Origin of the sequence: Kocuria sp. JC486, assembly GCF_011602805.1 — a bacterium.
GTDB classification, from domain to species: Bacteria; Actinomycetota; Actinomycetes; order Actinomycetales; family Micrococcaceae; genus Kocuria; species Kocuria soli.
Genome location: NZ_JAAOZS010000021.1, coordinates 1 through 22,468, shown reverse-complemented (window position 1 = coordinate 22,468; position 22,468 = coordinate 1). Strand labels below are relative to the sequence as shown.

Below are 22,468 nucleotides of genomic sequence, written 5' to 3'. Positions count from 1 at the left end.
CTCACCCGCCCTCCACCGGGCCGCGCAGCCCGTCGAGCGCGATCTTGGTGACCGTGTCCGCCACGACGTCCACGCTGCCGATCGTCGTGGGGCGGTACCAGTCCACCAAAGAGTTGACCATGCCCAGCAGGAGCCGCGGCGCGGCCACGGTGCTCACGTCCTGACGGATCTGTCCGTCCTCCTGGGCCCGGGTGATCAGGTCCCCGAGCTGGCGCGTGAATTGACGACGGCGCTGCAGCGCTGCCATCTCGACCTCCGAGTTGCCGCGCAGTCGCAAGAGCAACGTCACGTACGGCATCTGCTCGACGAGAACCCGTACCGTTCCGCGAAGGACGGCTTCCAACTGATCGACGGCATCGAGGCTCTGGTCCTGGACCCGCTCGTACTCCGCCTCCAGGGCGTCCAGGGCCCGGTTGAGCGCCAGCTCGAGCAACTCCTCCTTGGAGGCCACGTGGTGGTAGATCGCGGACTTGGTGATACCGAGTTCCTCGGCGAGTTTCCCCATCGACGTCGCGTCGTACCCGTGCTCGTTGAACACCTGGACGCAGACCTGCAGCAGCTGTTCGCGGTCATAGCCAGGCCGCCCACGGCGGACGGGACTGTGTGTGCTTGTCATGGCGTTGTGCGGCTCTCGGTCGATGGTTCTGCGACGGCGGGTGAGCCGGTGAGCAGACGTGATGAGGTGACGGGAAACCACCCGGGACGCCGGGTCCGGACCGTCGGGAAGGTCATAGTCAGACTACGCGTCGGAACACGTCAGACGTCGATTGTGGGGACTCTTGGCGCAACAACGGGCGCCCCGAGCCATCCCTTCCCTGGCGTGGGACAAGGCGTGGCTCGGGGCGCCCGTGGCCCCGCTGGGCTCTGCGTACGTACCGCACGGAGCCCACGGTCACATCACTTGTTGCGTTCGTCGAAGATCCTGCGGATCTTGCCGGAGGAACGCTGGAGCGATCCGGGTTCTTCAACCGTGATGGTGCAGGAGGAACCGATCTTGGTCTTGATCTCCTGCTTGAGGTGCTTGGCGTCCTCCTCCGCGTTCTCCCGCGCAGCGTCCTCACGACGTTCGATCCGCACGGTCATCTGGTCCATGCGACCCGGGCGGGTCAGGACCAACTGGAAGTGGGGGGAGAGCGCGGGTTCCTGCAGCGCCAATTCCTCGATCTGGGACGGGAAGAGATTCACACCGCGCAGGATGATCATGTCGTCCGAACGCCCCGTGATACGCCCCATGCGCCGGTGACCGGGCCGGGCAGTACCGGGCAGCAGGCGGGTGAGGTCGTGGGTCCGATAGCGGATGATCGGCAGGGCTTCCTTGGTCAGTGCGGTGAACACGAGTTCACCGGGACGTCCCAACTCCATGACCTCGTCGGTCATGGGGTCGATGATCTCCGGACGGAAGTGGTCCTCCCAGATGTGGGAACCGTCCTTGCTCTCTGCCGACTCGCCGGCCACACCGGGGCCCATGACCTCGGACAGACCGTAGATGTCGGAGGCGGTGATCCCGAAGGTCTGTTCGATCTCCCGGCGCATCTCCTCCGTCCACGGCTCAGCACCCAGGACCGCGTGCCGCAAGGAGGTCTCCTTGGGGTCCAGGCCCTGCGCCCGGAAGCCGTCGGCGATGGTCAGCAGGTAGGTCGGCGTGGACAGGATCGCCTGGGGCTCGAAGTCACGGATGAGCTGGACCTGCTTCTCCGTCTGCCCACCGGACATGGGAATCACGGCGCAGCCCAGTCGCTCGGCACCGTAGTGCGCACCCAGGCCACCGGTGAACAGTCCGTAGCCGTATGCGTTGTGCACCTTGTCGCCGGGGCGGATCCCGGAAAGACGGAAGCACCGGGAAACCAAGGTGCCCCAGGTCTGGAGATCGTTCTCCGTATAGGCCACCACAGTGGGCTGCCCCGTCGTTCCGGAGGAGGCGTGGATACGCCGGATCTCCGACATGTCCACGGCGAAGGACTTGAAGGGGTAGGCCTTTCGGAGGAATTCCTTGTCCGTGTACGGGAACAGCTTGAGGTCTTCGAGTTCCTTGAAGTCGTTGGGGTGCACACCGTGGGCGTCGTAGAGCTCGCGGTAGGCGTCCACGCGCTCATAGGCGTAGTGCAGGCTCCAGCGCAGGCGTTCGAACTGAAGCGCCTCGATCTGGTCCCGGCTCATCATCTCTTCGGGATCAGGCTGGGACCGGTCGGCGGCGGGGCCACTGGGCGTGTACGGGTTCTGCACGGCATCGGTGGTCTCGGTCATGACATGTCCTCTCAGGCTTCCTTGGACGCAGGGATCGTGCGGTAGCGGCCGCGGAACAGTGCCACCACGGTCTGGCCGTGGCGCACGGTGATGTCACAGATTCCGCTGCGTCCGTTCTGCTCCAGGAGGTGACCCTCGGCTTCCAGGACGTCACCGGCCCGGGTGGGGGCCAGGAAGTTGATGTCCACTCCGGTCGCGACGGTCACGGTGCCGTCGTCTTCCGTGGGGTGGTTGCACGTGAGCGCAAAGCACGTGTCGGCCAGTGTGAAAACCATGCCGCCGTGACTGATGCCGAACCCGTTGACCATCTCCTCGCGCACCGTCATCTGCACGACGGCGTGGCCGTGTTCAGCGGCAACGACGTCGATACCCATCCACCGGGTAGCGGCGTCGTTGGCCAGGATCTTGTGCTCTCCCACGCAACCTCCTAAAAATGACCGATCGGTCAGTAATGACCAAAGCGAACCATCGCGCCGTGCCTGTGTCAAGACTCACACATCGGCATTGACGACGACGGCACCGTGCGCCTATCCTGACCGAACGGTCAGTAAATGCCGTGCGCTGTTCGCCGCCCCATCACACCGATCCGACCGCCGATCACTCCATCGACAGTGGGCAAGCAGCAAGAGCCAGGGAAGGGACAGTCATGACCGAGCAAGAAACCACCGGCCAGGAATACTTCGACCACCTCATCGACCAGGATTCCCGCGTCGAGCCCCGCGACTGGATGCCGGAGGCCTACCGCAAGACCCTCACTCGCCAGGTGTCCCAGCACGCGCACTCCGAGATCATCGGCATGCAGCCGGAAGCCAACTGGATCACGCGTGCGCCGTCGTTGAAGCGCAAGGCCATCCTGATGGCAAAGGTCCAGGACGAAGCCGGCCACGGCCTGTACCTCTACTCGGCCGCCGAGACCCTGGGGACCCCGCGTGACGTGCTCAACCAGCAGCTGCTGGACGGCAAGGCGAAGTACTCGTCGATCTTCAACTACCCGGCCCGGACTTGGGCCGACATCGGCGCCATCGGTTGGCTGGTCGACGGGGCCGCGATCTGCAATCAGGTCCCGCTGTGCCGCGCCTCCTACGGGCCCTACGGACGCGCCATGGTCCGGATCTGCAAGGAGGAGTCCTTCCACCAGCGCCAGGGCTGGGAGATCCTCTACGAGCTCTCCAACGGAACCCCCGAGCAGAAGCAGATGGCGCAGGACGCCGTGAACCGCTTCTACGGTCCGGCCCTGCAGATGTTCGGCCCGCCGGATGCCGATTCCCCGCACTCCCAGCAGTCCATGGACTGGAAGATCAAGCGGTTCTCCAACGACGACCTGCGTCAGCGCTTCGTGGACATGATCGTGCCGCAGGTCGAGGCCCTGGGCCTGACCCTGCCCGACCCGGACCTCAAGTGGAACGAGGACCGCGGCCATTACGACTACGGCGAGCTCGACTGGGAGGAGTTCTTCGCGGTCATCAAGGGCCAGGGGCCGTGCAACCGGCAGCGCATGCAGCGTCGTCGTGAAGCCCACCGTGAAGGCGCCTGGGTCCGCGAGGCCGCAGCAGCGTACGCAGAAAAGACCAGCCAGACCGCCGCATCGGCACTGATCGGAGCCTGAGACACATGAGCGACAACACTTCGGAGCAGAACACCGGCATCGGCGGCGCAGAGGCCACGGGGTCCCAGCCCACCCCCATCTCGGACGCCCAGAGCCACCCGAGCAACAGCGGGTCCAAGGCGGGCTCGGAGGCCTGGCCCATGTGGGAGGTGTTCGTGCGTTCCTCGCGCGGCCTGTCCCACGTCCACGCCGGCTCCCTGCACGCCCCGGACGCCACCATGGCCGTGCGCAACGCCCGTGACCTGTACACCCGCCGCAACGAAGGCACCTCCGTGTGGGTGGTTCCCTCCGAGGCCGTGACCTCCTCCGACCCCGACTCCAAGGGCGGGTACTTCGAATCCGCTGCGGGCAAGGCCTACCGCCACGCCACGTACTACACCAAGAGCGAAGGGGTGAAGCACCTGTGAGCTTCGCAGCCACCGAATCGGCCACCACGCAGTCGGCCGGCGACGCCATCACCCCCGAGGACCTCACCGCACAGGGGGTCAAGGCCGACGAGGCCGTGGCCCGCTACGCGATGATGCTCGGCGACGACTCCCTGATGCTCGCCCAGCGCCTGGGCCACTGGATCTCCCGCGCGCCGGAACTCGAGGAGGACATCGCCCTGGGCAACATCGCCCTGGACCTCCTGGGCCACGCCCGCTTCTTCCTGACCTACGCGGGGACCGCGTGGGGCAAGACCGAGGACGACCTGGCCTACTTCCGCGACGAGGAGGAGTTCCGCTCCTGCCGTCTGGTCGAGCAGGAGAACGGCGACTTCGGTCGCACGATCGCCCGCCAGCTGGTCTTCAGCTACTACCAGTACGAGCTCTACCGCCGCCTGGTGAACTCGACCGACCGGACCCTCGCCGCCATCGCGGCCAAGGCACTCAAGGAGGTCGAGTACCACCAGGACCACGCCACCCAGTGGACGCTGCGCCTCGGCCTGGGCACTGAGGAGTCCAACCGTCGGCTCCAGGAGGGCTTCGACGTCGTCTGGCCCTACATCGACGAGTTGTTCCTGGACGTCGAGCAGGTCGCAGAACTCGGCAACCGGGCGGTCCTGCCGTCGTCCTTGCGCGAGGACACCATGGCCCGTGTGACCAAGGCCCTCGAGGAAGCGCACCTCACGGTCCCGGATGTCAAGCCGGCCTTCGGTTCCGACCGCACGGGACGGTTCTCCGAGCAGCGGGGTTACATCCTGGCCGAGATGCAGGTGCTCGCCCGCCAGCATCCCGGCGCCACGTGGTGAGGTGCACCGTGACTGCGTCCCAGATGCCCGGCGGCCCCGAGATCCCGCGGATGGATTTCGAGCAGGACCCGAACGCCGTTCCGCGTCCGGTGGGTCAGGCCGTGCCCGTTCGCGACGACGAACTGCGTCCCGCGGATCCCGTCGCGGCGCGGATCTGGGACGTGGCCGCGACGGTCAACGACCCGGAGATCCCCGTCCTGTCCGTTGCCGACCTGGGCATCCTGCGGGAGGCCCGGGCGGATGGTGAGGGTGGCGCCGTCGTCGTCATCACCCCCACCTACTCCGGGTGCCCCGCGATGGAAACCATCACGGCGGACCTGCGGGCGGCCCTGGGCGACGACGGTTTCTCGCCGGTGCGCGTGGAAACCGTCCTGGAGCCCGCCTGGACAACCGACTGGATGACGGAGGACGGGTGCCGCAAGCTCAACGAGTACGGCATCGCCCCGCCCACCGGGCGCGCCGCAGCGGGCCCCGTGACGCTGACCCTGGGTGTGAAGTGCCCGCGGTGCAACTCCCTGTCCACGCGAGAGATGACCCATTTCGGCTCGACCTCCTGCAAATCCCTGTGGGTCTGCAACGACTGCCTAGAACCCTTCGACCACTTCAAGGTGCACTGATGAGCGAAACGATTGACACCGACGTCACCGGTACCGACGCCGAAGCCACCCCCGGCCGCCGTCGGGCCACCTTCCACACGCTGCGTGTGTCCGAGGTCCGCCCGCTGACCGCGGAATCCGTGGAGGTCACCTTCCACGTGCCCGACGGACTGGCGGGCGACTACGACTACGCGCCGGGCCAGTACGTTGCTCTGCGCGCGCAGATCGACGGGCAGGAGGTCCGCCGGTCGTACTCGATCTGCGCCGAGCCCGTACGCGGTCAGGTCAAGGTGGCCATCAAGAAGACCCTGGGCGGCGTCTTCTCCACCTGGGCCAACGAGAACCTCAAGGTCGGTGACGAACTGGAGGTCATGAACCCGCAGGGTGCGTTCACGTCGACCCATTCGGTCAACATCACCTCCATGAACGACGCCGAACGACTGGCCGCGGCCGAGGTTGCCAAGAACGCGCACGTTCACCTGGTGGCCTTTGCCGCCGGGTCCGGCATCACACCGATCATGGCGATCACCCGGGCAGTCCTCAATGCCTCCGCGAACTCCTCCGTGGACCTGGTGTACGCCAACAAGTCGGCCTCCGACGTGATGTTCGCCGAGGAACTGGGGGATCTGAAGGACCGCTACCCCTCCCGGTTCGCGATCCACCACGTGCTCTCCCGCGAGCAGCGCATCAACCCGCTCATGTCCGGGCGTATCGACCACGAAAAGCTGGGCGAGCTGCTGGACCACGTGATCCAGGTGGACCGGACCGACGAATGGTTCCTGTGCGGGCCGTTCGAGCTGGTGCAGCTGTGCCGGGACACCCTGGCCGACCGTGGTGTTCCCGCGGAGAACATCCGCTTCGAACTGTTCACCACGGGCAACCCAGCGGATCCGCAGGGTCAGACCGGCCGCGTGGTCCACGTGGATCCCAAGGGCGACAACGTGGAGATCACGTTCACGCTGGACGGGCTGACCGGCGAGGTGGCCTCGCCCGTCGCGGCCCGCGAAACCGTGCTGAACGCGGCCCTGCGCGCCCGGCCCGACGTCCCGTTCGCCTGTGCGGGCGGAGTGTGCGGAACGTGCCGCGCCAAGGTGGTCGAGGGCGAGTACGAGATGGCCGAGAACTTCGCGCTGGAGCCGGACGAGGTGGAGAAGGGCTACGTCCTGACCTGCCAGACCCGGGCACAGGGCAAGACCTTGACCGTGGACTACGACGCCTGAGGAGGCCCGCGTGATCGAACTTGCGATCGACAACGCCGTCGCGGAGGTCACCCTCAACGCGCCGCAGAAGATGAACGCCCTGGACGAAGCGGCCATCACCGAGTTGGGCGAGGCCTACGACCAGGCGGCCTCCGCCGGGGTGCGCGCCATGGTCCTGCGCGGTGAGGGCCGCGGGTTCTGCGCGGGCCGTGACATCTCGGGCGTGGACCCTGCCACCGACGACGTGCACGCCTACCTGTCCGAGGCACTGACCCCGGTGCTGCGCCGCATGGCCGAGTTCCCTGCGCCGACCTTCGCCGCCGTCCAGGGCCCGTGCCTGGGCGTGGGTCTGGGACTAGCCATCGCGACCGACGTCGTCTACGTGGCCGAGGACGCCAAGATCGGATCGCCGTTTGCCAACCTGGGTGCCACGCTGGACTCCGGCGGGCACGCGTTGTTCGTCGAGCGACTGGGTGCCCATCGGACGCTGGACCTGATCTACACCGCCGAGTTGATCAGCGGGTCGGAGGCGGTGCGTTCCGGACTGTTCTCCCGTGCTCTCCCGTCCGAGGACCTTCTGGAGTTCACCCGTTCAACGGCCACCCGCGTGGCCTCCGGGGCAACCCAGGCGTTCCTGGCGTCCAAGAAGCTCGTGGCCCAGCTGCGCGATGAACGCATCGGGTTGTGGGAGTCCTTGGCCCAGGAGAACGACCTCCAGGCGGCGCTGTGTTCTTCGGCCGACTACGCGGAGGGCTTCAAGGCCTTCCAGGAGAAGCGCAAACCGACGTTCACGGGCCGCGCCTGAGCCCTTCCCATTCCGCCGAACCCTCGCGAAACTTGTGCATCAACAGCTGATGCGCGAGTTTCGCGAGGGTTCGGCGCTGTTCTGGGACCGATTGGAGCACGATGCACACCACCAACTACCGCAACACGTTGATCACCGTGGCTCCGGACACCCGCGCCGTCGTCGGTACCGAGCCTCCCCGTGGCAAGGGCACGGTGGCCGACCGGCAATTCGATCTGCTGCACGACCGCGACCACCAGATCACCAGTGACGACGTGATCTTCACCGTTCACGCCGATCGGCAAGGGATCCCGGAGGACCATCGGCCGGATGCGCGTGAGGAGTTCTACTCGCAGGGCCGCGCCTGCCTGCGGTCCTCTCCCCTGGCCAAGACGTACGGCTGGGGGTTCCACTTTGACGACGACGGTTTGGTCGCCCTGGTTTCGATGGACAGCGAGCGGTATACCGACCTTGTTGCGGACGACTCCGTGACGAAGGTGTCCGCCATGCGCTCCCGGAGGGCGTGAACCCGCTCCTGTACGAAATATGCCCCGGGCGCCCTCTTCACCGCCGAACCCTCGCGAAACTCGCGCATCAGGGGCTGATGGGCGAGTTTCGCGAGGGTTCGGCGGGTAGTTACTTCAGGAAGCACGTGATGCGGGCGGTGCAGACCCGCTGGCCGGCGTCGTCGACGACGACGATCTCGTGGCTGGTGGCCGTCCGGCCCAGCCGGATGGGCGTGGCCGTGGCGGTCACGTGGCCGCTGGTCGCCGACTTGTGGTGCGTGGCGTTGACGTCCACTCCCACGGCGGCCTGCCCGGTTCGAGAGGCGTGGATGAAGGCCCCGATCGACGCGACGGACTCGCACAGTGCGATGGTGGACCCTCCGTGCAACAGCCCCATGGGCTGCCGATTGCCCTCGACCGGCATCCGCGCCACCACCCGCTCCGTCGACGCCTCCAGGTAGGTCACCCCCAGGCGCTGGTCCAGCTGACCGGGGCGGGAGTTGAGCAGGGCCACCGGGTCTTCCGCCTTCGCGAGTTCGGCGGCGCTGGCTGCGGTCTGGGTGGTGGTCTCCTCGGATGGCATGGCGCCGGCGAGCCTGGGCGCCCGGTAGTCGGCGGGCGCAGGGTCCTCACGCAACCAGCGGTCGGAGTCGGCTGCGGTGGGGTCCTCGTGCATGTGCGGGGATCCTGGCTGGTTCACGGGTGCTCCTCGGGTCGCGGATTCGTCGTGCCGTTGTGTTCTGCATCATCTGTCATCAACCGCCGGGATCGCCACACTCACCAATAAGCGTGTCACGTCACGTAAATCCTGAGGTGGTGGCCCCGGTTGCCCCCGGCGCGCCGACAAGCCCCGAGGCCCCGCACCGACCAGCAAACGCAATAGCAACAGCAAGGAGTAGTCATGAAGATCGGCATCATCATCGGATCCACCCGTGAAGGCCGCAACGGCGAAGCCGTCGGCAAGTGGGTCGAGCAGCACGCTCACGCCAAGGGCGGCTCGGACTACGAACTGATCGACCTCAAGAGCTTCGACCTGCCGTTGTTCACCTCCCAGCCCCTCCCGATGATGGCCTACAAGCAGTACGACTCGGAGGCCGTCACCGCATGGTCCCGAGCCATCGACGCCTGCGACGGCTACGTCTTCATCACCCCCGAGTTCAACCACGGCGTGCCGGCCGCGCTCAAGAACGCGGTGGACTCCCTGGGCAGCGAGTGGTCCAACAAGTCCAGGGCGCTGGTCGGCTACGGCGCCGTGGGTGGCGTGCGCGCCGTCGAGCAGTGGCGTCAGATCCTGCCGAACTTCTCCCAGCACGTCGTGCGCGGCGCCGTGGACCTGAGCCTGTTCACCGACTTCGCCGAGGACGGCGTCAAGACCAGTGACGTCAAGGTCCAGGGCCTCAACGGCATGCTCGACGAACTGCAGGCGGCCATCCGTCGTCAAGGCGCCTGACCCCTCGGCCCCAGGCCATCACCCACGGCATCGCCCTCGCCATCGCCCACCGCTGCAGCCCTCGGGTTACGCGGTGGGCGATGCACACTCCGCCGTCGCGCGGTCCCGCTTAGTCTTTCGGCATGACCCACCATGACGTGAACCACGACGCGACCAACGACGACGGCGCCCTGACGGTGCTCACGCCCTCGACCTTCGACACCGCAACCCGCCCGCAGGAGGACCTGTTCCGCCACGTCAACGGGCCCTGGTTGGACTCGACCGAGATTCCGGACGACAAGCCGCTGACCGGTTCGTTCATGGTCCTGCGCGACCGCGCGGAGGAAGCCGTCCGGGAGATCATCACCGGCGTGGAAGCGGGCGAGCCGGGGTCGGTCGAGTCCAAGGTCGCCGATCTGTACGCGTCCTTCATGGATCAGGAGCACGTGGAGTCGTTGGGCGCTGAGCCCCTGGCCCCGGATTTCCGGGCCGTGGACGCCGTCCAGGACGTGACCGGGTTGCAGCAGCTGTTCGGCACCCTCCTAGCACGCGGGCTGGGCTCCGTCCTGGGTGTGGACACGGACGCGGATCCGGGCGATCCCACCCGCAATCTGGTCTTCGTGGGCCAGGCGGGCCTGGGGCTTCCGGACGAGGAGTACTACCGGGAGGAATCCCACGCCGAGATCCGCGAGCAGTACCGCGGGCACGTCGAGCGCATGTTCACCCACGCCGGCTTCAAGGATGCAGCCGAGCAGGCGCAACGCGTGTTCGACCTGGAGACCGCCATCGCCTCCCATCACTGGGACAAGGTCGAGGTCCGCGATCTGACCAAGATGTACAACCCCTTCACATGGGCCGAGTTGAAGGAATCCGGTGAGGTCTTCGACTGGAACGCCGTCGTCGTCGACGGTCTGGGGCTTCCTGCCACCGCGGTGGAGACGGTGGTCAATGCGCAACCGTCGTTCTTCACGGGACTCGAGGACCTGCTGACGGCCGAGCGTCTGGAGGACTGGAAGTCCTGGGCGCGGTGGCGCGTGATCACGGGACGTGCGGCGTACCTGTCCAACCCGTTCGTGCAGGAGGACTTCGCCTTCTACGGGACCGTGCTCTCCGGGACTCCCGAGCTCAAGGAGCGGTGGAAGCGCGGCGTGGGGCTGGTCAACGGCGTGCTGGGTGAGGCCGTGGGCAAGCTGTACGTGGAGCGGCATTTCTCGCCGACCGCCAAGGCCCGGATGGACGATCTGGTGGCCAACCTGCTGGCGGCGTACAAGTCGTCGATCGAGACGCTGGACTGGATGACCGACGAGACCCGCGCGGAAGCGCTCAAGAAGCTCGCGGCCTTCACCCCCAAGATCGGGTTCCCGGACAAGTGGAAGGACTACTCCTCCCTGGAGATCCGCGCGGACGACCTGGTGGGCAACATCGTGCGGACCTCCGAGTTCGAGCTGGCCGAGCTGATCCGCAAGGCGGGCAAGCCCGTGGAGAAGCACGAGTGGCTCATGACCCCGCAGACGGTCAACGCCTACTACCACCCGCTGCGCAACGAAATCGTGTTCCCCGCGGCCATTCTGCAGCCGCCGTTCTTCGACGAATCCGCGGAGGATGCCGTGAACTACGGCGGCATCGGCGCGGTGATCGGTCACGAGATCGGGCACGGGTTCGACGACAAGGGTTCGACCTGCGACGGCGACGGTCGCCTGCGCAACTGGTGGACCGACGCCGACCGCGCGGCCTTCGAGGAGCGCACCGGCAAGTTGGTGGAGCAGTACGACGGCCTGGTGCCCGAGCAGCTGTCCGGCTCCTCCGATGCCCCGTCGGTCAACGGACGCATGACCCTGGGCGAGAACATCGGCGACCTGGGCGGGCTGTCGATCACGTACAAGGCGTGGGAGCACTCGCGCGGTGTGGCCGACCCGGCACCGGCTTCCGATGCGGTGGCCGACGCCGCTCCTGCCGCCGCAGATCCCGCGGCGTTCACCGCCACCGACGACGACGGGCTGACCCCCGCGCAGAAGCTCTTCCTGTCCTGGGCATTCGTGTGGCAGCAGAAGGCCCGCGACGAGGCCGTGGCCCAGCGCCTGGCCGTGGACGTGCACTCCCCCAATGAGTTCCGCGCCAATCAGACCGCCCGGAACATCGACGCGTTCCACGAGGCCTTCGGCGTGACGGAATCGGACCCGATGTGGCTGGCCCCGGAGGAGCGCGTGCGGATCTGGTGAGGCGGGGCTGAGAAGGGCTTAGACTCTCGTGCACCCCAACCGGTAACCGTCCAAGGAGACCCCGTGTCCAACCAGCTCCTGACCGTGTACCTGAACTTCCGTGGCGAGGCGGCCGAGGCCCTGAGCTTCTACGCCTCGGTCCTGGGCGGGGAACCGCAGATCATGCGCCACGGCGACATGGGCGCCGAAGGCCCCGACGCGGATCTGGTCATGCGCGGTCAGTTGGACGCCCCCAACGGCATGCCCATCATGGCCTCGGACATCCCCTCCTTCATGGAGGCCCCCACGGGCGGCGAAGGCGGGGTCTCCCTGTGCCTGCACGGCGACGACGACGCCCTCCGCGGCTACTTCACCGCCCTGTCCGAAGGCGGCACGGTCGGTATGCCGCTCGAGAAGCAGATGTGGGGCGCCGAGTACGGCGACCTGGTGGACAAGTTCGGTATCCGCTGGAGCGTGAACATCGGCTGAGGACCGACCGCTCAGGTCCAGGACGCCAGGCCCGTTAGCATCGGAGGCATGGCCGACCAGGAGCCGCACTCCCCCACCACCCCGCCGACAACCGGACGCACCGGGCTCTCCGCGCGCTTGCTGGGCGGCGGCATCGAACCCGACCCGCGATTCACCCTGGCCAACGAGCGCACGTTCCTGGCGTGGATCCGTACGGCCCTGGCCTTCCTGGCCGGCGGCGTGGCGTTGGAGGCCTTTGCCGGGGACGTCTTCCCCACGGTGGTGCGCACCGGCCTGGCGATCACCCTGCTGCTGGTCGGCATGGTGATCGCCGCCGGAGCCACCACCCGATGGATTCGCGTGGAACGCGCGATGCGCCATTCCCTGCCGTTGCCGTTGCCCTGGATCGCCCCGGTTCTGGCCACGGGCGCGGCGATTGCCACGGGCATCATGCTCGGGGTGTTGATCTTCCGATGAACGCGCGGCACTCCGCGGTGGTGGATCCCGGCCTCCAACCAGAGCGCACCACGTTGGCCTGGTCCCGGACGCTCATGGCCTTCGTGACCGTGGCGGCGCTGTTCCTGCGCTGGGGTGGCGAGCACGGCGCCGTCGTCGTGCTGCTCTTCGGTGGCGCCATCGCCGTGGCGCTGGCCATCGGCGCCACCCAACGACGGCGCTACACGCACCGCGCGCAGGCCATGGGTCAGCCCACGGGACAACCCAAGGTGGGCCCCGCCGTGGCCCTGTCGGCCGCGGCGGTCCTGCTGGGCGCGGCCGGCCTGGCGGTCATCCTGATCTGAGCGGTCAGCTCGCCCGGAGAGGGCGGAGGAACGACGGCGCTCAGGCCACTTCGTCCTCACGGTTGCGGGAGAGATCCGCTTGGGCAGGCTCCACTCGCTTGGAGCCGGTCACCAGTTTGTGGCCCCACCAGAACGCCAGGAACAGGGGCAGTCCCAGGTAGGAGGACAGCAGCGACACGGGGGTGATCGTCCCGTTGATGAAGGCCTCGTAGCTCTGGCCCACGATCACCAGGAGGCACATGGCCAGGGCGATGAGCGGCCCGGCGGGGAAGAACTTGGCCCGGAACGGCAGTTCGGTCACGGAGCGCCCCTGGGCCTTGAAGGCCTTGCGGAAGTTGTAGTGCGTCCAGGCGATTCCGGCCCAGACGATGAACCCGGCCAGCGCGGACGCGTTGATCAACCACGTGTAGACCGCGCCGTTGCCGAACCACGTGGTACCGAAGGCCAACAGCCCGAAGGCTGCGGTGGCCCACAGCGCATTCATGGGCACCCCACGGCGGTTGAGTTTGCGCAGGAACCGTGGCGCCTTGCCCTCCATGGCCAGCGACCAGAGCATGCGCGTGGAGGCGTACAGACCGGAGTTGCCCGCCGAGAGGATGGCCGTCAGGATCACGGCGTTCATGACCGAGGCCGCGAAGGCGACACCCGCGTTCTGCAGCACCAGGGTGAACGGGGACATGGCCACGTCAGCTTCACCGGAGGCCAGCAGGTTGGGGTGCGTGTAGGGCAGCAGGAATCCGATCACGGAGATCGCGCCGACGTAGAACAGCAGGATGCGGAAGAAAACGGTGCGGATGGCCTTGGGGACGGTGGTCTCCGGGTCCTGGGCCTCACCCGCGGCAACACCCACCAATTCGGTCCCCTGGAAGGAGAACCCGGCCACCATGAAAATCGCCAGGATGGTGATGGGGCCGCCCACGAACGGGGCTTCCTCCGTGGTCCAGTTGCCGAAGCCCGGGCTTTCCCCGCCCAGGATCCCGGCAATCATCAGCACGCCCAGCACCAGGAAGACGATCACGGCGGTGACCTTGATGGCCGAGAGCCAGAACTCACCTTCGCCGTACGTGCGGGTGGACAGCGCGTTGAGTCCGAAGACGATGGCCAGGAACAGGGCCGACCAGATCCAGGCCGGGGTGTCCGGGAACCAGAACTGCATGATGATCGCCGCCGCCACGAGTTCCGCGGCCACGGTGATCGCCCAGTTGAACCAGTAGTTCCACCCAATCGCGAATCCGAACGACGGCGACACGTACCGTCCCGCGTGATCGCCGAAGGAACCCGAGGTCGGTCGCCACGCGGACATCTCGCCCAGGGACTGCATGAGCAGGTAGACCATGAGCCCGATCAGGACGTAGGCCACCAGCGCACCACCCGGGCCGGCGGTGGCGATCGAGTTGCCCGAGGCCACGAACAGGCCCGTCCCGATGGCACCGCCCATGGCGATCATGGTCATGTGACGGGTGTGCAGGCTGCGTCGCAGGCCTTCGCCTTCGGCCTTGCTGCTCACCTGTGCTGCTCGCTCAGTGGACACGGGTGTGCCTCTCGCTCGGTGGTGCTGGATCCTGGCAACCACCGCTGTGAGACGAGTCGAGACACGGAGGTGGCGTCATCCCGGGAGCGTACCGGACCGATCCGCCCAAGCGGGCCACATCACGACGACGTCGGGACGTGGCCGCGGTGCCGAGTGCCGCGCCCTCGGTGTCGTTGTGGCGTGGCCCCTCCCCGTCTTTCGTCGACTCCCGCCCCGCTGATTCGTGGCCGATGGTCCATACCGTGAGGTGAACCCTCGTTCCTAGCGTGGAGATCGTCAGCGGGGGCAGCCCAGCCACCGCAACGATCAGAGGAGAACATCATGACCGCGACACTCACCGCACCCAAGTCGGTCGACGAACAGCGCTCGAGCTCCACACCTCGTGACGCCGCCGGTGCCCTCCGGACACCAACGATGATCGAACGCACCCTCGCCATGTTGCTGTGGCTCAACGCTGCCCCTGCGAACGCGCAAGCCAACCTGCAGGAGCGGCGTCGCAACGGCGCTGGCCCCGTGGTGGTGATCTTCGTGGTCGCCATCGCCGTGCTCCTGGTGTTGGCCGCAGCGGTGTCAGCTGCTGTCGTCATCTACTGCGCCAACAAGGGCATGAACTTCGAGTGGTACGTCAAGACCAGCTGGTTCGAAGTCAAGGTCGCCTGCAGCAAGTGACCCAGCCATGGGTTGCACCTGGACACCTATTTGTGCGCCGCGCAGGCGCCAAGAACGGGAGATGACATGACTGCCTGGAACCTCGAACACTCACAAAACCCCTCTCGCCGGGGGCTGAACCGAACCGTACTGCTCACCGCACTCGGCGCCGTCGCGGGACTCCTCGTCGGCGTGGTCCTGACCGTGGGCGTCGTGATCTGGGGAATGTCACAGGTCGTCGAACAGGGTGGAACGGTGTCCTTGCAGCCCATCATCGAGTTGCAGCAAGCAGCCAACGGCGATGTCACCGCCCATTCCGGAAACGGGGTCTTGACCCTGGCCATGATCGGTCTCCTCGTCGGAGCCGTTGCGGGGGCCCTGACCGGTCACTTCACCCGGAAGAGCTGAAGTGCAATGACACGCACCGCTGAGTCCGCGCCGTCCTCTGGGCAGCCAAATCTCCCGCTCCGGCTTGAGCGCGGCATGGGAGAAGGCCCGTTCCGGCTTCGGCGCGGACTCAGCGGCGTGTTCCTCGCCGTTGTTCCACCTGCTCTGCGACTCACCACCGCATTCGCGGTTCCCTTCGTGTCCGCGGCCTGGTTACTGGCCCCGTTCCTGGGTGCAACGCCCGCCGTACTGTGCGCAGTGTCTGTTCTGATCTGCCCGGCGGCGTTCGTGGCCCACGAACTTGCCCACGCGGCCGTTTACACCATCCTGGCTCCGGCTGACGCACCCGAGGCGAAGGGGCACAGCACTGTCTGGACCGCCCATGTCGAACGCGGAGCCCTCCCCGCAGCACAGGATGTGCTGGTCACTCTCGCAGGCCCTCTCGTCGGTCTTGCCGTGGCTGTGCTCCCTCAGCTGAGCGCATGGGTCGTGGGAGCTTCACTGGAAATCCATGTGGCCCTTGTGCCTTCTTCCACCTTCGCTCTCCAACACCTCGGCTCGATCTTGCCTGGAACCGACGATTTCACGGCTCTGATCGAGGCCTTGCGAGAGAGCAGGACCGTGGCCTCTCCCAGCAAGGAGCAGGCCCCCGGAACTGAATCGACCCGATGAATCGAAAGGACTCCACTGTGTCCACCGAGAATCAGACCCAGGCAACACCCGAGCCGCCTGCTGGAGACGGTTTGACGGTGACCCGTCTGACCAGCGGTTACCGGCGCGGTTCGGATGTCGTGAAGGACGTTTCGATGCGTGCGACGGCGGGGCGAATAACAGCCCTGGTGGGTCCCAACGGGTCCGGCAAGTCCACGTTGTTGCACACCGTTCTGGGGCTGATCCGGCCCCGCGACGGGGAAGTCCTGCTCGACGGCACACCCATGGTTGACCAGATGAGTTCCAGGGTGGGGTTCTGTGCGGATGACCTCCCCGTCCCCGAGTTGCTCACGGGACTCGAGTACGTCGAGACCATGGCTCTGCTCCGCTCCGTCGCCGTCGACCGGGCCGAAATCCTCGAGTACTTCGCGGCTCTGCGCATGGCCGATGCCGCCGGTGATCTCGTGGGCTCCTACAGCCACGGCATGAAGCGAAAGGTGCAATTGGTGGCCAACGTATTGCACCGGCCGTCCTTGTTGATCCTGGACGAACCCTTCCGGGGCCTCGATCCGGAAACGGCCGCGCTCCTGCGCAGAGTGCTCACAGAGACCGCGGCGAACGGCCGGGCCATCCTGGTGTCCACCCATGACTTGGGTGCCGTGGAGTCCTTTTGCCACGACGTCGTCGTGCTTTCGCAAGGGCAGGTCGTCCTGGACGATCGGGTCGAGACACTCCGAGCAGCCGCCCAAGGCAGCGACACCTTCCTCGAGGACGCATTCTTGGACGTCACCGGCCTACGCGACAACGTCGAAGAGTCCGCGCAGCGGGCGGCCACATTGATCGGAGGACGGTCATGAGTTCCGTCGGCACGTTGGTCCGCGCCGAGAACAAGGCCTTGTTCCACCACCTCGATCGGCAACTGGGCGGACCAGCGGTAAAAGTTGCATTGCTGGCCGCTGTGGTGATCGCCGGGCTGGTTCTCAACGGTTTGGTCGCCGTGGTGCTGGGGCAGATTCTCGACGGCGCGCGGGAAACCCTCACCCAAGCAGGTGCCTCCTCGGAGACCACGACCCGCACGTTGAGGCAGGCCACCGCCGTCCTGCCCTACGCCTTGGCCCTCGGGCCGGCGGCCGCCGTCCTACTGCTGCACCTGGTCATGCCCCCAGGTTCCCCGTTGCTCCTGCATGCCCGAATGGTCGGCACGAGCCGATGGACTTGTGGTTCCGCTCGCTACCTCGGGCAACTGATCTGGGGCCTGGTGTTGGGAACGAGCATGCTGGCCGGTGGAGCCTGGGCCTTGTCCACCAGTCTCTCGGAACGGCCGATACGCGCCATGATCGGTGTGATCCTATTGGGGGCGGTCGTGGCTGCGTCGTCCACTACCGTGTTGACTGCCGCCCAGTCCTTTCTGCACCCCGTACTGCGGTCCTACGAGTCCGCGCGTGCCGTGGGGCTGCTCACCGTCTGCACCGGCATCGCCTTGGTGTTCTCGGACATCCTGCGGGGAGCATCCGGTGGCCCCTCCGCCCTGGGCAGCCTCTCCCGGGCCTGGGGTGGGCTGCTCCCGGACTCTCTTGCAGCGCATGGATTGCTGCTCCTCATGCTGCTCACGGCAATCATTCTGGGCCTGGCCGCCGCGCGTTCCGATGCCTCCGGCGGCGCGCTGTCCGTACACGGTCGAGCCCGAACCCTTCCGACCACCCGGTGGCCAACCCTGGATCTGGTCACCCGTGAACTTGCCCAGGTTCTGCGGGACCCCGTGGTCCGGGTCGCCATGATTACCTCGGTGGTGCTGGCAGGTCTCCTCGCCGCAGGGGTCCACACGGTAGGACTGCACCCCGGAATCGCGGTCATGGTCATCGTGCTCATCTCCGCCATGGGGGCAGAAACCGTCCACGGCCGGACACGGGAGACGGCCTGGATCCTGCGTTTGGCGGGACTCTCCCCGCTCTCGATCGCTTTGTTGCGGACCCTGCCCTATCTCGGGTTGCAACTTTCCGTGCTGGTCCTCTTCCTAGCACCTGTGGCGCTGCCGTTCGGCGGCCCGCTTGCCTGGGCTGAGGCTCTGAGCTTGTTCGCGCTCACCTTCACTGTCGCGTTGCTGGCCGGCACCTTGGTCCCTTACGACCGTCAGGCGCCCACAGCGGTAGCGGTGACCTCGGTGTTGACGCTGTCTCTGGAGATCCTGGCCCTGGGACTGATCACATGGGCCTTCAGTCTCCAAGGTTGGACCTTGATCCTCGTGGATCTGGCACTGGCCGCTGCGTTGTTCACGGTGGCTGTGCGGTTCATGACCCGCAGTGTCTCCACGTGCTTGGGCTGACGCAACCTGTGACCATGGAGCACATCGGTCCGGTCCGTCTTACTCCGTCTTACTCCGTCTTACTCCGTCTTACTCCGGCAGAGCCGGAGTAACCAGGCGCATCTGTGTGGCGCGGATGAGCAATTGAACCCGGTCGCGCACCTGCAACTTGGTGCAGCTGGAGCCCAAGTACGCCTTGACCGCACCGACGGACACGTGCATGGCCGTCGCAATCTCCTGGTTGGACATCCCTTCCGCCAACCTGGCCAGACACTCCAATTCGCGATCTGTCAGCTGAGCCGCCAAAACATCGCTTCGTGGCCGGTCCGGGCCGTCGAGACCTTGGCGGGGGACCCCGTCAAGGGTCATAGCCCTGCGACCGGGTAGGTGGTCAACCACCCAGGCAGTGAGCGCGCGGGCGGCCTCCGGGGACAACGGCATGCCGTCCTCCAGCACAGCTTGCACCGCGGGGACGAGGTCCGTGGCAGCACGGTCCTTGACGAGGTATCCGCTGGCACCTGCTCCCATCGCTTCCAACACCAAGTCCTCCGTGCTGAAAGTCGTCAGGGCCAGGACCGGTAAGTGCGGGTCCTGCGCGTGTAACTCCCTGATGGCCTCGACGCCGGACAGGTGGGGCATTCGAAGGTCCATGAGGACGATGTCCGGGCTGACCGCAGCACACACCACCAATGCCTCTTCGCCGTTTCCGGCAACCTCGATGCTCGACACGTCAAGTTCGTCACTTGCCTGCAACAGTGCACAGATTCCTTGCCGTACCAACGGTTCGTCGTCCACGACCACAATCGAGGGTCCAGTCATGGGCTCAACCCTACGGGAGAGCGTTTGACGGTTCATCCGCCGGATCCATTGTGACAACGGCGGTGCCGAGCGCCGGAACACCGGAATCGTAGACAAAAGTCCATGGGCTCCTCTGGGCTCCGGGTACCACCATGGGTGTCACGCCATGGGCTGAACCGTGGTGGTTTAGCCCCTTTGATGGAAGCCAAGGAGTTCACGAATGTCACGTCGCACCCGTATCACAGCAGCGAGCCTGGTCATCAGCAGTCTGTTCCTGGGCACGGCCCCGGCCCAGGCACTTCCTCCGGCCGGTGGCCATCAAACCGGTGCGGACCGCTTCTTCTGCGAACTGCTCCGCCTAGACTGCGACTGACCCGAGGGCGGAACCGGCTCGATCAACCGCCCTTTCGGCGAGCCAGCGCGAACCAATGCGACAGGGAAGAGGTTGATCGGCCATTCCACATCGACTCCTTCCAGCACACCGTCCTGGTCAGAACCAAACGAGGGAACCTGTCAGACCCGCACCCATTCCCCGGGCCGGGTTGGTGGCTCTGGCGACCTTGGCGATCGTGTCCACGGTCGATGACCTTCGATTCTCGGCTGGGGACCCGTGGAAGGTCGCCGTTCTGCTCACCGGTTGTGCCGCCGTCGCTCTCGCGGGTGTCCGTCCTCTGCTCGCACTTGCATTGACCTGGGTAATGCTGGTGTTGGGCTGGCAGGCAGGCTCCGTCACAGCTTTGCTGCTGCCCTTGTGGTTGACCACCGCTGTGGTCCACGCGATCGTTGAGCGCAGAATCGGCGTGATCCACGCAGTGACCGCGATCGTGGCCTTGACCGCAATCGTGATCAGCCACACGACGTTCAGCGTGACTGCCGGGGTCTGGGGATGCACCCTCCTGATCTTCACTGCCGTGGCGCTGGGCGAAATCCTGCGCTGGGCTTTGGAGGCGCGAGAACAATCGCACCGGGCGGAAGAGGCACGACGGCGGGAGGCCGTTGAGCACGAGCAGCGCCTGGCGAGGGCTCGCGACGACGAACGCTCGGCCCTTGCTCGATCTCTGCACGACGTTGTGGCCAGTCAGCTCACCATCATCGCAACCACGGTTGCGGTGGCGAGAACCAGCTCTCAACCCCAGGCATTGCACGACGCATTGGACGTGGTGGACTCCTCCACGCAGACCGCGTTGGTCGAGATGCGTGAACTGCTTCAGGTCCTGGACCGGGCCGAGACCAGAGGTGACTCGGCCCGGCCGGCAACCCGGGTCACGGACCCACCCTCCGCCCGCATCTCGCACTTGGCGGGGACCCTCACGCGGTTGGGGCGGGAGGTCACGATGGATCTCAACACCCATGCTCTGGACACGGTCAACGCAGCGACGGCCGATGCTGCCGTCCGGGTTGTCCGAGAATCGCTGACAAACGCCGTGCGCTACGCGGGTGAAGGCCCGACTTCCGTGAGCGTTCAAGCTGTGGACCGTTGGCTGGAGGTGCGTGTACGAACGCCGCAGATCCGGCAGCAGGCACCGGACCGACTCCGTTCGATGGGCTCGGGCCGCGGTTTGGAGGGGTTGGCCACCACGGTGAACGAAGTTGGTGGCAGTTTGCGTGCGGGTCCCGATCACAGCCATTGGTTGGTCGAGGCGCAGCTTCCCCTCAGTCGATGAGTCAGTCGATGAGGTCGCGCACCTCGATGGTGTGCTCGCGGTCCGGACCCACGCCGATCGCGGAGATCCTGGTCCCGGACATGGCCTCGAGTTCGCGCACATAGGTCTGCGCGTTCGCGGGCAGGTCCTCGATCGAGCGGGCACCGGAGATGTCCTCGGTCCACCCGGGGAAGTCCTCGAAGATCGGCTTGGCGTGGTGGAACTCGGTCTGGGTCATGGGCATCTCGTTGTGCCGCACGCCGTCGACGTCGTAGGCCACGCACACGGGAATGGAGTCGATCCCGGTGAGCACGTCCAGCTTGGTCAGGAAGTAGTCCGTGAACCCGTTGATGCGGGAGGCGTGGCGAGCCATGACGGCGTCGTACCACCCGGTGCGGCGCGGCCGCCCGGTGTTCACGCCGAACTCGCCACCCACGGTGCGCAGCCGTTCGCCCCAGGAGTCGAAGAGTTCGGTGGGGAACGGGCCCGCACCCACACGCGTGGTGTAGGCCTTGATGATGCCGACGGAACGGGTCATGCGCGTGGGGCCGATACCCGCGCCCACACAGGCCCCACCCGTGGACGGGTTGGAGGAGGTTACGAACGGGTAGGTGCCGTGGTCGACGTCCAGGAACGTTGCCTGACCACCTTCCAACAGCACGGTCTTGCCGGCGTCCAGACCGTCGTTGAGCAGCCGGGTGGAGTCCACGATCATGGGCGCCAACCGATCGGCGTAGCCCAGGAAGTAGTCGACGATCTCCTGCGTCTCGATGGCCCGACGGTTGTAGAGCTTGACCAGCAGTTCGTTCTTCTGCCGCAGGGCGCCTTCGATCTTCTGCGCCAGGATGGATTCGTCCAGGACGTCCTGGACGCGGATGCCTAAACGCCCCACCTTGTCCATGTAGGCCGGGCCGATGCCGCGTCCCGTGGTGCCGATCGCGCGCTTGCCCAGGAAACGTTCCGTGACCTGATCCATGGTCTGGTGGTACGGGGCCACCAGGTGCGCGTTGGCGGAGATCCGCAGCTTGGAGGTGTCCGCACCCCGGGCCTCCAGTCCGTCGATCTCCTCGAACAGAGCCTGCGGGTTGACCACCACGCCGTTGCCGATCACGGGGGTGGCCTGCTCGGAGAGGATGCCGGCGGGAAGGAGCTTCAGTTCGAACTTCTCACCGCCCACGACCACCGTGTGACCTGCGTTGTTGCCGCCGTTGGGTTTGACCACGAAGTCCACGCGGCCGCCCAGAATGTCCGTGGCCTTGCCCTTGCCTTCGTCGCCCCACTGGGCACCGACGATCGAGATCGCTGGCATATCAGATGCGCTCCTGAGTTCGGCGCGAATGGCACCGGTCTGCGGTCGTGTACCCGCCGAGTCTAGCTGTACTTCCCCGGCAGGTTGTGAACACGCGGGGTAGATGAAGGCCTCCGGGCAAGATGTGGGTTACCACAC

26 protein-coding genes are annotated in these 22,468 nt (G+C 66.4%); 19 read left to right on the top strand and 7 right to left on the bottom strand.

Features of this window, described 5'->3' with window-relative positions; all coding sequences use genetic code 11:
* Position 1: 1 nt before the first annotated feature.
* The 3 genes from GWK18_RS10560 to paaI form a co-directional block, all read right to left on the bottom strand.
* Complete coding sequence (locus tag GWK18_RS10560) at positions 2–616, bottom strand: TetR/AcrR family transcriptional regulator (RefSeq protein WP_166835139.1); 615 nt, start codon at positions 614–616, stop codon at positions 2–4.
* A gap of 281 nt (positions 617–897) precedes the next feature.
* Positions 898–2,244, bottom strand: a complete 1,347-nt coding sequence (locus GWK18_RS10555; RefSeq protein WP_166835137.1) for an AMP-binding protein — start codon at positions 2,242–2,244, stop codon at positions 898–900.
* Positions 2,245–2,255: 11 nt separating this feature from the next.
* Positions 2,256–2,663 (bottom strand): hydroxyphenylacetyl-CoA thioesterase PaaI, encoded by a 408-nt coding sequence (gene paaI, locus GWK18_RS10550; RefSeq protein WP_348535927.1) that lies wholly within the window; start codon positions 2,661–2,663, stop codon positions 2,256–2,258.
* Between the two features lie 227 nt (positions 2,664–2,890).
* Between paaI and paaA the strand changes: the two genes are divergently transcribed.
* The 7 genes from paaA (at position 2,891) to GWK18_RS10515 (ending at position 8,187) form a co-directional block, all read left to right on the top strand.
* Positions 2,891–3,850: a 1,2-phenylacetyl-CoA epoxidase subunit PaaA gene (paaA, locus tag GWK18_RS10545; RefSeq protein WP_166835135.1), complete on the top strand. Its 960-nt coding sequence runs from the start codon at positions 2,891–2,893 to the stop codon at positions 3,848–3,850.
* Positions 3,851–3,990: 140 nt separating this feature from the next.
* Entirely contained in the window at positions 3,991–4,257 is a 267-nt protein-coding gene (gene paaB, locus GWK18_RS10540) for a 1,2-phenylacetyl-CoA epoxidase subunit PaaB (RefSeq protein WP_233568601.1), read from the top strand.
* Positions 4,254–5,081: a 1,2-phenylacetyl-CoA epoxidase subunit PaaC gene (gene paaC / locus GWK18_RS10535; RefSeq protein WP_123823631.1), complete on the top strand. Its 828-nt coding sequence runs from the start codon at positions 4,254–4,256 to the stop codon at positions 5,079–5,081. The genes paaB and paaC overlap by 4 nt, the downstream gene beginning before the upstream one ends.
* Positions 5,082–5,089: 8 nt before the next feature.
* Entirely contained in the window at positions 5,090–5,698 is a 609-nt protein-coding gene (gene paaD, locus GWK18_RS10530) for a 1,2-phenylacetyl-CoA epoxidase subunit PaaD (RefSeq protein WP_233568585.1), read from the top strand.
* On the top strand, positions 5,698–6,897 hold the full coding sequence (gene paaE, locus GWK18_RS10525) for a 1,2-phenylacetyl-CoA epoxidase subunit PaaE (RefSeq protein ID WP_166835133.1): 1,200 nt from the start codon (positions 5,698–5,700) through the stop codon (positions 6,895–6,897). The genes paaD and paaE overlap by 1 nt, the downstream gene beginning before the upstream one ends.
* 10 nt (positions 6,898–6,907) lie before the next feature.
* Positions 6,908–7,681 (top strand): enoyl-CoA hydratase/isomerase family protein, encoded by a 774-nt coding sequence (locus GWK18_RS10520; protein WP_123823633.1) that lies wholly within the window; start codon positions 6,908–6,910, stop codon positions 7,679–7,681.
* 101 nt (positions 7,682–7,782) lie between these two features.
* Positions 7,783–8,187, top strand: coding sequence for a DUF6157 family protein (locus GWK18_RS10515; RefSeq protein ID WP_166835131.1), 405 nt, complete (start codon positions 7,783–7,785; stop codon positions 8,185–8,187).
* Positions 8,188–8,296: 109 nt separating this feature from the next.
* Here GWK18_RS10515 and GWK18_RS10510 read toward each other — a convergent pair whose 3' ends face one another.
* Positions 8,297–8,866, bottom strand: a complete 570-nt coding sequence (locus GWK18_RS10510) for a hotdog fold thioesterase (RefSeq protein WP_325049524.1) — start codon at positions 8,864–8,866, stop codon at positions 8,297–8,299.
* Positions 8,867–9,067: 201 nt separating this feature from the next.
* Here GWK18_RS10510 and GWK18_RS10505 point away from each other — a divergent pair, with 201 nt between their 5' ends.
* The 5 genes from GWK18_RS10505 to GWK18_RS10485 all read left to right on the top strand — a co-directional run bounded on the left by GWK18_RS10505 (position 9,068) and on the right by GWK18_RS10485 (position 13,061).
* Entirely contained in the window at positions 9,068–9,616 is a 549-nt protein-coding gene (locus GWK18_RS10505) for an NAD(P)H-dependent oxidoreductase (protein ID WP_166835129.1), read from the top strand.
* Between the two features lie 122 nt (positions 9,617–9,738).
* Positions 9,739–11,814, top strand: coding sequence for a M13-type metalloendopeptidase (locus tag GWK18_RS10500; protein ID WP_166835127.1), 2,076 nt, complete (start codon positions 9,739–9,741; stop codon positions 11,812–11,814).
* 63 nt (positions 11,815–11,877) lie between these two features.
* Positions 11,878–12,282 carry a VOC family protein gene (locus GWK18_RS10495; protein ID WP_348535926.1) on the top strand — a complete coding sequence of 135 codons (405 nt, stop codon included), beginning with the start codon at positions 11,878–11,880 and terminating at the stop codon, positions 12,280–12,282.
* Positions 12,283–12,330: 48 nt separating this feature from the next.
* Positions 12,331–12,738 carry a DUF202 domain-containing protein gene (locus GWK18_RS10490; protein WP_123823635.1) on the top strand — a complete coding sequence of 136 codons (408 nt, stop codon included), beginning with the start codon at positions 12,331–12,333 and terminating at the stop codon, positions 12,736–12,738.
* Complete coding sequence (locus GWK18_RS10485) at positions 12,735–13,061, top strand: DUF202 domain-containing protein (RefSeq protein WP_166835125.1); 327 nt, start codon at positions 12,735–12,737, stop codon at positions 13,059–13,061. The genes GWK18_RS10490 and GWK18_RS10485 overlap by 4 nt, the downstream gene beginning before the upstream one ends.
* Before the next feature lie 40 nt (positions 13,062–13,101).
* Here GWK18_RS10485 and GWK18_RS10480 read toward each other — a convergent pair whose 3' ends face one another.
* Entirely contained in the window at positions 13,102–14,592 is a 1,491-nt protein-coding gene (locus GWK18_RS10480) for an amino acid permease (protein WP_348535925.1), read from the bottom strand.
* A 321-nt stretch (positions 14,593–14,913) separates the two neighbouring features.
* On the opposite strand from GWK18_RS10480, the gene GWK18_RS12940 reads away from it, so the two are divergent.
* The 5 genes from GWK18_RS12940 to GWK18_RS10455 all read left to right on the top strand — a co-directional run bounded on the left by GWK18_RS12940 (position 14,914) and on the right by GWK18_RS10455 (position 18,601).
* Positions 14,914–15,261, top strand: coding sequence for a hypothetical protein (locus GWK18_RS12940; protein ID WP_199732502.1), 348 nt, complete (start codon positions 14,914–14,916; stop codon positions 15,259–15,261).
* 66 nt (positions 15,262–15,327) lie between these two features.
* A complete protein-coding gene (locus tag GWK18_RS10470; protein WP_123823637.1) occupies positions 15,328–15,648 on the top strand; it encodes a hypothetical protein in 321 nt (106 codons plus the stop codon).
* A gap of 6 nt (positions 15,649–15,654) precedes the next feature.
* Entirely contained in the window at positions 15,655–16,299 is a 645-nt protein-coding gene (locus tag GWK18_RS10465) for a hypothetical protein (protein ID WP_123823638.1), read from the top strand.
* 17 nt (positions 16,300–16,316) lie between these two features.
* Complete coding sequence (locus GWK18_RS10460; RefSeq protein WP_166835123.1) at positions 16,317–17,135, top strand: ABC transporter ATP-binding protein; 819 nt, start codon at positions 16,317–16,319, stop codon at positions 17,133–17,135.
* The gene (locus GWK18_RS10455; RefSeq protein ID WP_123823640.1) at positions 17,132–18,601 is read left to right on the top strand and encodes a hypothetical protein; all 1,470 of its coding nucleotides are present in this window, start codon (positions 17,132–17,134) and stop codon (positions 18,599–18,601) included. The genes GWK18_RS10460 and GWK18_RS10455 overlap by 4 nt, the downstream gene beginning before the upstream one ends.
* Before the next feature lie 69 nt (positions 18,602–18,670).
* Here the strand turns inward: GWK18_RS10455 and GWK18_RS10450 are convergent, their stop codons facing one another.
* Positions 18,671–19,399: a response regulator transcription factor gene (locus tag GWK18_RS10450; protein WP_123823641.1), complete on the bottom strand. Its 729-nt coding sequence runs from the start codon at positions 19,397–19,399 to the stop codon at positions 18,671–18,673.
* A 199-nt stretch (positions 19,400–19,598) separates the two neighbouring features.
* Between GWK18_RS10450 and GWK18_RS10445 the strand changes: the two genes are divergently transcribed.
* A complete protein-coding gene (locus GWK18_RS10445; protein ID WP_166835121.1) occupies positions 19,599–19,751 on the top strand; it encodes a hypothetical protein in 153 nt (50 codons plus the stop codon).
* Between the two features lie 196 nt (positions 19,752–19,947).
* The gene (locus tag GWK18_RS10440) at positions 19,948–21,042 is read left to right on the top strand and encodes a histidine kinase (RefSeq protein ID WP_166835119.1); all 1,095 of its coding nucleotides are present in this window, start codon (positions 19,948–19,950) and stop codon (positions 21,040–21,042) included.
* 1 nt (position 21,043) lies between these two features.
* On the opposite strand, the gene GWK18_RS10435 is transcribed toward GWK18_RS10440, so the two are convergent.
* The gene (locus tag GWK18_RS10435) at positions 21,044–22,330 is read right to left on the bottom strand and encodes an adenylosuccinate synthase (RefSeq protein WP_123823643.1); all 1,287 of its coding nucleotides are present in this window, start codon (positions 22,328–22,330) and stop codon (positions 21,044–21,046) included.
* Between the last annotated feature and the right edge of the window lie 138 nt (positions 22,331–22,468).

Coding starts and splice junctions, on each gene's coding strand:
- paaE (WP_166835133.1), top strand. CDS start 5,698: ATGAGCGAAACGATTGACACCGACGTCACCGGTACCGACGCCGAAGCC.
- GWK18_RS12940 (WP_199732502.1), top strand. CDS start 14,914: ATGACCGCGACACTCACCGCACCCAAGTCGGTCGACGAACAGCGCTCG.
- GWK18_RS10500 (WP_166835127.1), top strand. CDS start 9,739: ATGACCCACCATGACGTGAACCACGACGCGACCAACGACGACGGCGCC.
- GWK18_RS10435 (WP_123823643.1), bottom strand. CDS start 22,330: ATGCCAGCGATCTCGATCGTCGGTGCCCAGTGGGGCGACGAAGGCAAG.
- GWK18_RS10445 (WP_166835121.1), top strand. CDS start 19,599: ATGTCACGTCGCACCCGTATCACAGCAGCGAGCCTGGTCATCAGCAGT.
- GWK18_RS10450 (WP_123823641.1), bottom strand. CDS start 19,399: ATGACTGGACCCTCGATTGTGGTCGTGGACGACGAACCGTTGGTACGG.
- GWK18_RS10555 (WP_166835137.1), bottom strand. CDS start 2,244: ATGACCGAGACCACCGATGCCGTGCAGAACCCGTACACGCCCAGTGGC.
- GWK18_RS10455 (WP_123823640.1), top strand. CDS start 17,132: ATGAGTTCCGTCGGCACGTTGGTCCGCGCCGAGAACAAGGCCTTGTTC.
- GWK18_RS10505 (WP_166835129.1), top strand. CDS start 9,068: ATGAAGATCGGCATCATCATCGGATCCACCCGTGAAGGCCGCAACGGC.
- GWK18_RS10485 (WP_166835125.1), top strand. CDS start 12,735: ATGAACGCGCGGCACTCCGCGGTGGTGGATCCCGGCCTCCAACCAGAG.
- GWK18_RS10560 (WP_166835139.1), bottom strand. CDS start 616: ATGACAAGCACACACAGTCCCGTCCGCCGTGGGCGGCCTGGCTATGAC.
- paaB (WP_233568601.1), top strand. CDS start 3,991: ATGTGGGAGGTGTTCGTGCGTTCCTCGCGCGGCCTGTCCCACGTCCAC.
- GWK18_RS10515 (WP_166835131.1), top strand. CDS start 7,783: ATGCACACCACCAACTACCGCAACACGTTGATCACCGTGGCTCCGGAC.
- GWK18_RS10470 (WP_123823637.1), top strand. CDS start 15,328: ATGACTGCCTGGAACCTCGAACACTCACAAAACCCCTCTCGCCGGGGG.
- GWK18_RS10465 (WP_123823638.1), top strand. CDS start 15,655: ATGACACGCACCGCTGAGTCCGCGCCGTCCTCTGGGCAGCCAAATCTC.
- paaA (WP_166835135.1), top strand. CDS start 2,891: ATGACCGAGCAAGAAACCACCGGCCAGGAATACTTCGACCACCTCATC.
- GWK18_RS10490 (WP_123823635.1), top strand. CDS start 12,331: ATGGCCGACCAGGAGCCGCACTCCCCCACCACCCCGCCGACAACCGGA.